We start from the raw sequence: 9,147 nt of genomic DNA, 5'->3' as shown, positions 1-9,147 counted from the left end.
GGGGGCCGTGCCCGCTCCGCGATGCCCGCCACGCCGCGGCCCCCTTCCCAGCTCCGCTCCAGCGCACGGGCCGCACCTCCGGCGGTGAGCTTTGAGCGCGACATTTCAGCTTGCTCTTCAACAGTTGACCGACTCTGCGTTGCCTACGGGGGCGTTTGCTCATTCTTTGGGGTTTGAGAGCTACATCGAGCGTGGGCTTGTTGGGGATGAGGGGTCGTTTGGGGTTTGGCTTGCCACTTTTGTGGGGCAGCAGCTGACTTATTCCGATGGGTTGGCTTTGCGGTTCTTGTTTGAGGGGGTGGATGTGGGCTTGCTCGATGGGGTGTTGTCGGGGCAGTTGTTGGCTCGGGAGGTTCGGGAGGCTTCCTTGAAAATGGGTGGGCGGCTGCTTGAGATCGGCGGGGAGGTGTTCCCCTCAGCGGAGCTCGATGCCTATCGGGGGCTCGTTCGTGAGGGTGGTGCCGTAGGGCATCAACCCTTGGCTTTTGGGGTGATTGCCCGGTCGCTGAAGGTTCCCTTTGAGGAGGCGCTCTCCGCCTATTTGTTTGCCACGGTGACTTCACTGACGCAGAACGCCGTGCGGGCCATACCGCTGGGGCAGAACGCCGGGCAGCGGGTACTTCGGCAAGCGAACGACGCCGTTGCTGCCGCCGTCCGCGATGTAGCACAGCTGTGCTGGGACGACTTTGGGGCCGTCAGCCCCGGCCTCGAAATTTCACAAATGCGGCACGAACGGCAGCGCGCCCGCATGTTCATGAGCTAGCAAGTGTAAAGGACAGAAAACATGACAGAACCCATCAAGATCGGCGTCGGCGGACCCGTCGGAGCAGGCAAGACGCAACTCGTGGAACGCATCACCCGCCACATGAGCCGCGACATCTCCATGGCCGCCATCACCAATGACATCTACACCATCGAAGACGCCAAAATCCTCGCCGCCAACGGCATCCTGCCCGAGGACCGCATCATCGGCGTCGAAACCGGCGGCTGCCCGCACACAGCCATCCGCGAAGATACCTCCATGAACACCGCGGCCATCGAAGAACTCAAGACACGGCACCCCGACCTCCAAGTCATCTTCGTCGAATCCGGAGGCGACAACCTCTCCGCCACTTTCAGCCCCGAACTCGTCGACTTCTCCATTTACATCATCGACGTTGCCCAAGGCGAAAAGATCCCCCGCAAAGCCGGCCAAGGCATGATCAAATCCGACCTGTTCGTCATCAATAAAACGGACCTCGCACCATTCGTGGGCGCAGATCTGTCGATCATGGAACGCGACTCCAAGGAATTCCGCGGGAACAAACCGTTCTGCTTTACGAACCTAAAGACGGACGAAGGGTTGGACGCCGTCCTCAACTGGATCCGGCGCGACGTCCTAATGCTCGACCTGGCGCAGTGACCACGCTTGGGGCGCCGGCTGCGCCGGATTTTGGGCCGTGCCCGCTTCGCGATGCCCGCCACGCCGCGGCCCAAAAATCCGGCTACGCCGCCTCCGCTGTTGGGTCACCTCGGGGCAGTGGGCACCCCACGATGGCGGACGATATGGGGAACGCCTTGGGGAACATTGTACCCGGCGCCGGGTTGGCTCCCATAGAGCGGGGGGTGCGGGGGCGGTTGTCGCTTGGGGTTAGTGTGCGGGGCGGTCGGTCCGTTGCTTCGCGGCAGTTTCATGAGGGCGCCTTGCGGGTGTTGCGGCCGCATTACTTGGATCAGAGTGGGCAGGTTTGCTACGTCATGGTCAATCCGGGCGGGGCATATCTTGGGGCGGATTTGTTCCTTATTGAGGTGGAGGTTCAGGCGGGGGCGGAGCTGTTGTTGACTACGCAGTCGGCAACCAAGGTTTATCGGACTCCCGGGTCGTTTGCTGAGCAGCGGATGAACATCAAGCTGGGGGAGGGGTCGCGGTTGGAGTTGGTGCCGGACCCGTTGATTGCTTACCGGGAGGCGAGCTATCGGCAGAATTCGCGCATTAGTCTCCGCCCGACGTCGAGCCTTGTCATGGCCGAGGTCATCACGCCGGGGTGGTCCCCGGACGGCGGGGTATTCAAGTACCAAGAGGTGCGGCTGCGCAATGAGATTCACGTGGAGACCAATAACGGGGCGAAGTTGTTGGCACTCGACAACCTGCTCATTCTCCCACCCGTCAACGATGTGAACGGTATGGGGTTCATGGAAGGCTTCAGCCATTTGGGGTCGTTGGCGGTGGTGGACTCAAGGGTGGACCAGGGGCTTGCTGATGAGCTCCATGAATTGACCCGGGATTTTGATGCGTACACGGGAGTTTCTTTGACGGCGACTATTGCCGGGACTACCGGGCTTGTGCTGCGATCGTTGTCGAACAGCACGGAGGAACTTAACACATTGCTGGGTGCCTGCACCAGCGTCCTCAGGGAACGTTGGTACGGGCAGGCGCCCTTGAACCTGAGGAAGTATTAATGACTGCGCTGACCGAGTTCGCCACCATGTACCGGGAGAGGGAGACGTTGTCCTTGCGGACCCGGCTGCTGTTCACGTTTGGTGCCGTCGCCGCTTTGCACCTTGCCGCCGTCGTGCTTTTGCTTGCTGGCTCGGCAGACGCCGCGCAGCCGCTTGCACTTGGGCTGGTAGTCACTGCGTACGTGGCCGGTATCAAGCATAGCTATGACTGGGACCACATCGCCGCGATCGACAATTCCACTCGCAAGTTCGTGGCCCAGCACAAGGATCCCGTGAGCGTGGGCTTTGCGTTCAGCCTGGGCCACAGCTCCGTGGTGATCCTGGCCGGGCTGCTGGTGGTGGCGGGCGCCACGATGATCGGGCAGTTCATGGAGGACGGCACCACAGGAAACAAGGTGCTGGGCCTGATAGGCAGTGGTGTCTCGGGGTTGTTCTTGCTGGTGATGGGCTTGTTCAACGGTTCCGCGTTCGTTCGCGCCACGCAGGTGTACCGGAACGTGCAGGCCGGCGGTGAGGTGCGTCAGGAGGATCTGGAGGCAAAGGGGTTCGTCGCCCGGCTGCTCGCCAAACCGCTGTCCAAAGTGGAGCGGCCCCGGAACATTTACGTGATCGGCTTCCTGTTCGGCCTCGGGTTCGACACCGCCACCACCATCGGGCTGCTGGTCATCACCACGACGGCGTCACTCGCCGGTGTCTCGCCGCTCGCCTTGATGGCGCTCCCGCTCGCGTTCACCGCCGCCATGACCCTGTGTGATTCCGCCAATGGTGTGGCCATGATGAAGATGTACAAATCAGCGATTCACAACCCGCAGCGCAAGCTTGGTTTCAATGCCGTGATCACCGGCATTTCAGCCGTCTCGGCGCTATTCATCTCCGTAATCACTCTCGGTGGATTCGTGAATGCTGCGTTTGAGCTGGAGGACCCCCTGACCACGTGGCTCGGCGAAATCGACCTTGGTGACGCCGGACTGATCTTGGTGGGGCTGTTCGTGATCGTCTGGGCGGTATCCGCAGCGAGTGGGCGCGTAGCACGGCCAGCCACGCCCAACTGAGTCGCAGTACAGCGCGTTTAGAGCCCTCAAAACGCGCTGTACTGCTACCTACTTGGGTTAGGAAGCCGCCACAGCGTTGAAGAGCTCGTTGGTGTCCACGCCAAGGTCCGGGGTGTCCAGCACGTTCGTCAGGAACACGACGCAGCGGTCCTGCTCCGGGAACATCCACCACTCCGTTCCCGACCAGCCCGGGTGCCCAAAAATCCCCTGCGCGAAGAGCTCCGACTCGTTGGCGGGCATCTGGAAGCCGAGCCCGGTGTGTCGCAACGGTGTGGGCCTGGTGGTGATGTGGGAAGCCTTGGTAGTACGGGGGCGACGCATTGCCGCCAAGGTGGCGGGCCGGACAGCTTTCCCGGAATCCCGCAGGAGCTCGGAGCCCAGATTGAGCAGGTCTCCGGCCGTCCCGAACAGCCCGGCTCCGGGATGCCTGTTCTTGAACATGGCCTGGACATCAAGGCCAGCAGCATCGGCGCCGTGCACAGCGTGTGGATTGGACTCCACATCGAAGGTGAGTCCGTGCGCCCCTGTGTCCGCCGCCAAAGCCAGCAATTGCTCCTCGAACGGGCGTCCGTCGGCCCACTCGGCCATCGCCGCCGCACCTTCGAAAGCGATGTTGCAATACTGGACCAGGGATCCTGCGTAGTAGGCCTGCTCCGCGGAGGTGAGGGCTCCGCGGAGGGGAGTGCCGCCGTCGAGCGCTGGATCTGCAATACCGGAGCGGTGACTGAGCAGGTGCTCCAGTGACACGTTGTCCGTCCGGCTGGCGCCGAAGCCCGGCACCGCCGCAGTGAGCGGTGAAGCCAGCGAGAGTTTCCCCAGCTCAACCTGCCGCATGACCGTCAGGGCGCTGATCGGTTTGGTGACTGAGAACAGCGCAAAGTGGTCGTCGGCCGTGGCTTGCCTGGCGCCGTCGGTCCCAAAAGCCACAACCTCCTCGATGCCCTTGCTGGAAGCAACCCCCAGCACTGCGACGGGTACGCGCTTGAGGTCTACCTGCTTGCGGGCCCAGTCGGCAGCGGGTCCTGTTTCCACCATTGTTATGCCATGCTTTCGCTCGGGGTTTTGGTGACTTGAATCTATCCTGACGGCCCTGCGAAGAAACTGACCGCCGCGTGTAACCGTGGCCGCCCGGCCGGAAACTATACAAGTATCCTGCAGTTCAGGGCTCTATCTATCAGGGGGAACCATCGTGCTTTCAGAGCGCGAATTGGCGTTCATCGCCATTCACAAAGACAGCTACCCATCCGTTTTCAAGTTCGTCTGCCGACGTGTTGAATCGGCGGAAGTAGCTGAGGAGATCGCGGCCGACGTCTTCCGCGTCATCTGGCAAAAATGGACCGACGACTCACGCCCGGACCTTCCGTACCTCTTGACGGTTGCAAGGAACTTGGTGGGAAATGCCTACCGAAGCCGCGACAGGCGCCTGGCGCTGCAGGAAAAACTGCGGACGACGGCGGTCCAGCGGTTTGGTGACGGCTCCGAAAACGTTGCTGTCCAGGACGCAATGGAACGCCTGCGGGAGCAGGACCGCGACATTTTGCAGATGGCCTACTGGGACGGTTTGGGGACCGCCGACATCGCGAAGGTGCTGCAGTGCAGCGAATCTGCGGCCAAAGTCCGCCTTCACCGGGCCCGTACTGCCTTCAGGAAACATCTGCCTGCAGGGGCCGAATCGACTACACAAAAGATGGGGGTCTGAAGACAATGGATCCGATCAAGAACCAGATATCAGCGATTGACCCGCTCACTATCGATCCAGTGGCGGAACCCAACGGTGAAGAAGCGCTCCACAAAATCCTTTCCGGCACCACGGTGTTCAGCGACAGTCGCCAGATCGCGGCTGTGACCTCCCTGGAACAGCGCCGGCGCCGGAAAGCACAGATTGCCGGAGGACTGTTGCTCGGCGCTGCTGCCGTAACTGCGGGGGTGCTCGTAGCCGCAAACTTCGGTTCCGTGAACTCCGCTCCCGCGCCTGCCGTCACGGTTACGTCCACTGAAGCGACACCCACGCCCAGTGTTTCTGCCACCCCGACACCTACCCCAACACCCTCGGTTACCCCGTCGGCAACGCCCACAGTGGCCGCGCCGGTGACCACCCCGCCGGTGGCTCCCACTGTGCCGGCGGTGGCACCAACAACTCCTCCAACGCCGCCGGCACCCGCTGCCACGTCGCAGACGTTCACTTTCCCCGACGGACACATTTCCTTCACCTACCCCGTGGGCTGGACCGTCCGACCGGAGCAAGGTCCTTCCGACGGAGTGACTGTCTTGGACAGCACCGGCGCTGACGTCGCGTTTATGAGCAGCGGTTTCTACGGCGACGGGACCGGTGGCCCTGTGACCAGGACGGTGTATGACCGCGCAGTGGTCCCAGGTCTCACGGACACGTCCGGTAATCCCGTGGAGTTCGGCTTCGCGGCCAATCAGGCCAGGTATGTTCCTTACGGAGCACCCGCGGATAGTGCCCCGGTGCTGGATCCGCCGAGCTACTTCATGGACCTGCGGATTGCTTCCGAACTCCAGCCCGGTGAGACGGGGTCCGGATCCAACCAGATCTTGATGCCGAACGGGTACATGTCCGCACGAGTCATCTTCGACATCAACAAGCAGCCAGCCTTCGCAACGCCGGAAGCTGCCAGGGCCTGGATGGGTAGCACCCAGTATGGCCAGCTCAAGGCCATGCTCCTGAGCCTGAGTTACAAATAGCCCCATCTGAGTAGCAGTTGAGGCCGTTCTGACAGCTCAAAACGGCCTCAACTGCTACCTACTTGGGTTAGCGGACGGTGACCAGATGGCTGGCGGGGTCGTACCGGAAGGTGACCGGGCCGCCGTCGTGCTTCAACGCGATGTTGCTGCCGTTCGGGGCTCCGGCCAGGCCGTAGTTCTCAGCCCAGGAGCCGTTGATGGCGGCCTTGAACTCGTAGCTTCCTGCGGCCAGGTCAGGGACAGCAAGCTTCCAGATCCCGTCGGTCGCGTCCAACTGCAGCTGGGCCTGGGCGCAATCCGGCAACCAGTCTCCGGTGCAGCCAAGCTCGGAGTTCAGGCTGCCCGGCACTGAAACAGCGGCAGGCTGTGCGCCCGCGGTCATCGCGCTGATGACGTTGGTCGCGTGGTCATACAGGAACGTGACGGCGCCGCCAGAGTGCGTGAACACTACGTTTGGGCCATCCAACTCGCCACCCGCCCCGTAGTTTTCGTCCCAAGTTCCGTTGAGCGCAGCCTTGAACTCATAGCTGCCAGCCGGCAAGTTCGGGACGTTCAGCTGCCACAGCCGATGCGTCGGCTCGTAGCTCATCAGCGCCTGCTCGCAGGATGGCTGCCAGTCTTCGGTGCAACCCAGCTCGGTATTGAGGCTGCCGGCCACGGTGACGGTTTCAGGCTGTGTCGGCTCACCCACCACACCGCTGCGCGCCTCGCTGGCCGAGGTTTGCCCGCGGTTATCCAACACCACCGCGCGGTACTCCACTGCAGTCCCCGACTCCAGGGACGATACATCGTGGAACACCTGGTAGGGCGCGTTATCGTCGGTGCCAATCGGAGCCCACTCGCCACCCGCAGTACGCGCCTGGAAAGTGACTTCATAGAACGAGTTACCGTCGACGTCGGCCGTCACCTTCAGTCGGGTGGCGTCACCGGCCGCAGTGACCGGCTTCTTGAGCACGACGCCGGGTGCGGCCTTGGACTTGGCGAGCCGCCCCGCTGCTTCATAAACCACTGCCGAAAGCGGGGGGACGGTGACGGTCAGATTTGCCTGGGAGTCGGTTTTCGCCTCGGCCGCGGCGTCACCATAGACCAGCTTGAACGGCTGCTTTGCCTCATACGTGGGGACCGCCGCGGTCTGGGCGGTCTCGCTGTTGTTTACGGCAACGATGTATTCGCGCTGCTCCTTGGCGTCGATGCGGGAGAAGGCGTAGATCCCTGCGCCGTCCGCTGCATAGCGGTTTTGCTGGGCACCGCTGCGGAGAGTGGGATGGTCAGCTGCGAGGGCCGCGAGTTCGCTGATCTTCCGGTACAGCGGGTGCTGCGTATCGAAATTGTCCGAGGCATGCGTTGCGCTGGTCCCCAGGAGATCGTCATCCAGGTATTCCTGGACCTTGCTGGCGAACATTGTCTGCCGGGAGTCCTGGTCCCCGCCGGCACCGGTGAAGCCTTGCTCGTCGCCGTAGTAGATCACGGGGTTACCGCGCGAGAAGTACATCAGCTCGTGGGCGAGCTCGTCGCGCTCCACCAGTTCGGTCTCGGTTGCTCCCACGTTGTCTTGTGCGATGAAGGTGCCGATGCGCCCCATGTCGTGGTTGCCCAGGAAGGTGGGAAGTTGGTAGACGTTGGAGTCAGCGTCGGTGTACCAGTCGTCCCCGTTGAAGAAGTCCGCCAAGCCAGTGGCTTTGCTGCTCTGGGACGCGAAGCTGCGGGCTGCACCTTGGAAGCCGAAGTCCAGCACGGCTTGCATCTTGTTCTTGGTGGTGAACTTGGACGTGACGCTCTTGGAGGTATCGAAGACCTCACCGAACATGAAGAATTCGTCCTTGCCTTGTTCCTTGGCGTAGCTGAGAACCTGGGGTCCGAACTGTTGCCAGAACTCGTCGTTGACGTGCTTCATGGTGTCGATGCGGAAACCATCAATACCAAAGTCGCGGATCCACGTTTTATAGACGTCCATCATCCCGTTGACCACTTTTGGGTTCTCGGTGAACAGGTCATCCAGCCCGAAGAAGTCTCCGTACAGGGAGTCCTCACCGGCAAAGTTGGTGTTGCCGCGGTTGTGATAAAGCGTGGGGTCGTTGAGCCACGACGGGACCTTGACGTCCTTCTCCGCGGCCGGGACCACGGGTGTGTACGGGAAGGATTTTGCGGCATCCAGGGCCGGGAAGTCCTGCGTTCCCGCGTAGTCGCGGTCATCGAAAACCTCGCCCGCAGCGGTTCGGTACGGCTCGGTTTCCTTGGAGATGTACGGTGCCGAGGCGGCTTCCTGGTACTGGATCACGTCCGCGGTGTGGTTGGTGATGATGTCGAAGTACACCTTCATGCCACGGGCGTGGGCGGCGTCGATGAGTGTCTTCAGTTCGGCGTTGGTGCCCAAGTGGGGGTCGATCTGGGTGAAGTCCGTGACCCAGTACCCGTGGTAACCGGCGGAACTGTTCGCCACGGTGCCGTCACCTTGGACCGCCTTGTTCTTGAAGCTTGGTGTGAGCCAGAGGGAATTAGTGCCCAGCCCTTGGATGTAGTCCAACTGGTCCTGCAGGCCTTTGAGGTCACCGCCGTTGAAGAAGCCTTTTCGGGTGGGGTCGTAGCCGGACACCATCGGATCGGAACCCAGCCCGCCGTCGTCGTTGGTTTTGGTGCCGTTGTTGAATCGGTCGGCCAAGACGAAGTAGAAGTTCTGCTCGCTGATACCGCCGCGGATTGAGTGCTGGGCGGCGGGATCGGGCTTTGTGGCGGGTGCGGCGCCCGCGGGGAGGATGGCCGAGGCGGTGAGCGCCGCCGTCGTCAGTACGACGGCGACCGCGCGGCCGAGAGGACGACGCTGGTGGGGGAGTTGGCTGACGTTGTATCTATAGCTGCGAGATAACAAGTGATGGAACCTTCCGCTAAGCGACAGTGCTGTGGGACAAGTCACAACTGTAAGCGCTTCCCTGTGCTTAATCCATATAGTTGC

At 62.0% G+C, this 9,147-nt stretch carries 8 protein-coding genes; 6 read left to right on the top strand and 2 right to left on the bottom strand.

The features are described 5' to 3' along the window. Window positions 1-91: 91 nt before the first annotated feature. The 4 genes from AC0J5Z_RS00900 (at window position 92) to AC0J5Z_RS00885 (ending at window position 3,491) form a co-directional block, all read left to right on the top strand. Window positions 92-763: an urease accessory protein UreF gene (locus tag AC0J5Z_RS00900; RefSeq protein ID WP_475036808.1), complete on the top strand. Its 672-nt coding sequence runs from the start codon at window positions 92-94 to the stop codon at window positions 761-763. Between the two features lie 21 nt (window positions 764-784). After that, window positions 785-1,402 carry an urease accessory protein UreG gene (gene ureG / locus AC0J5Z_RS00895; protein WP_475036806.1) on the top strand — a complete coding sequence of 206 codons (618 nt, stop codon included), beginning with the start codon at window positions 785-787 and terminating at the stop codon, window positions 1,400-1,402. 143 nt (window positions 1,403-1,545) lie between these two features. Beyond that, complete coding sequence (locus AC0J5Z_RS00890; RefSeq protein WP_475039483.1) at window positions 1,546-2,439, top strand: urease accessory protein UreD; 894 nt, start codon at window positions 1,546-1,548, stop codon at window positions 2,437-2,439. After that, window positions 2,439-3,491 (top strand): HoxN/HupN/NixA family nickel/cobalt transporter, encoded by a 1,053-nt coding sequence (locus tag AC0J5Z_RS00885; RefSeq protein WP_475036804.1) that lies wholly within the window; start codon window positions 2,439-2,441, stop codon window positions 3,489-3,491. The genes AC0J5Z_RS00890 and AC0J5Z_RS00885 overlap by 1 nt, the downstream gene beginning before the upstream one ends. 57 nt (window positions 3,492-3,548) lie before the next feature. Here the strand turns inward: AC0J5Z_RS00885 and AC0J5Z_RS00880 are convergent, their stop codons facing one another. Beyond that, a complete protein-coding gene (locus tag AC0J5Z_RS00880) occupies window positions 3,549-4,526 on the bottom strand; it encodes a serine hydrolase domain-containing protein (RefSeq protein ID WP_475036803.1) in 978 nt (325 codons plus the stop codon). A 154-nt stretch (window positions 4,527-4,680) separates the two neighbouring features. On the opposite strand from AC0J5Z_RS00880, the gene AC0J5Z_RS00875 reads away from it, so the two are divergent. Both AC0J5Z_RS00875 and AC0J5Z_RS00870 read left to right on the top strand, forming a co-directional pair. After that, the gene (locus AC0J5Z_RS00875; RefSeq protein WP_475036802.1) at window positions 4,681-5,190 is read left to right on the top strand and encodes an RNA polymerase sigma factor; all 510 of its coding nucleotides are present in this window, start codon (window positions 4,681-4,683) and stop codon (window positions 5,188-5,190) included. Window positions 5,191-5,195: 5 nt separating this feature from the next. After that, window positions 5,196-6,197, top strand: coding sequence for a hypothetical protein (locus AC0J5Z_RS00870; RefSeq protein ID WP_475036800.1), 1,002 nt, complete (start codon window positions 5,196-5,198; stop codon window positions 6,195-6,197). 67 nt (window positions 6,198-6,264) lie between these two features. Here the strand turns inward: AC0J5Z_RS00870 and AC0J5Z_RS00865 are convergent, their stop codons facing one another. Further along, window positions 6,265-9,063: an alpha-amylase family glycosyl hydrolase gene (locus AC0J5Z_RS00865; RefSeq protein ID WP_475036799.1), complete on the bottom strand. Its 2,799-nt coding sequence runs from the start codon at window positions 9,061-9,063 to the stop codon at window positions 6,265-6,267. Window positions 9,064-9,147: the final 84 nt, after the last annotated feature.

The organism is Paenarthrobacter sp. TRD_SC_7, from assembly GCF_056156245.1.
The sequence above is the reverse complement of the archived record's forward strand: the minus strand, read 5'-3'. Positions and strand labels throughout refer to the sequence as shown.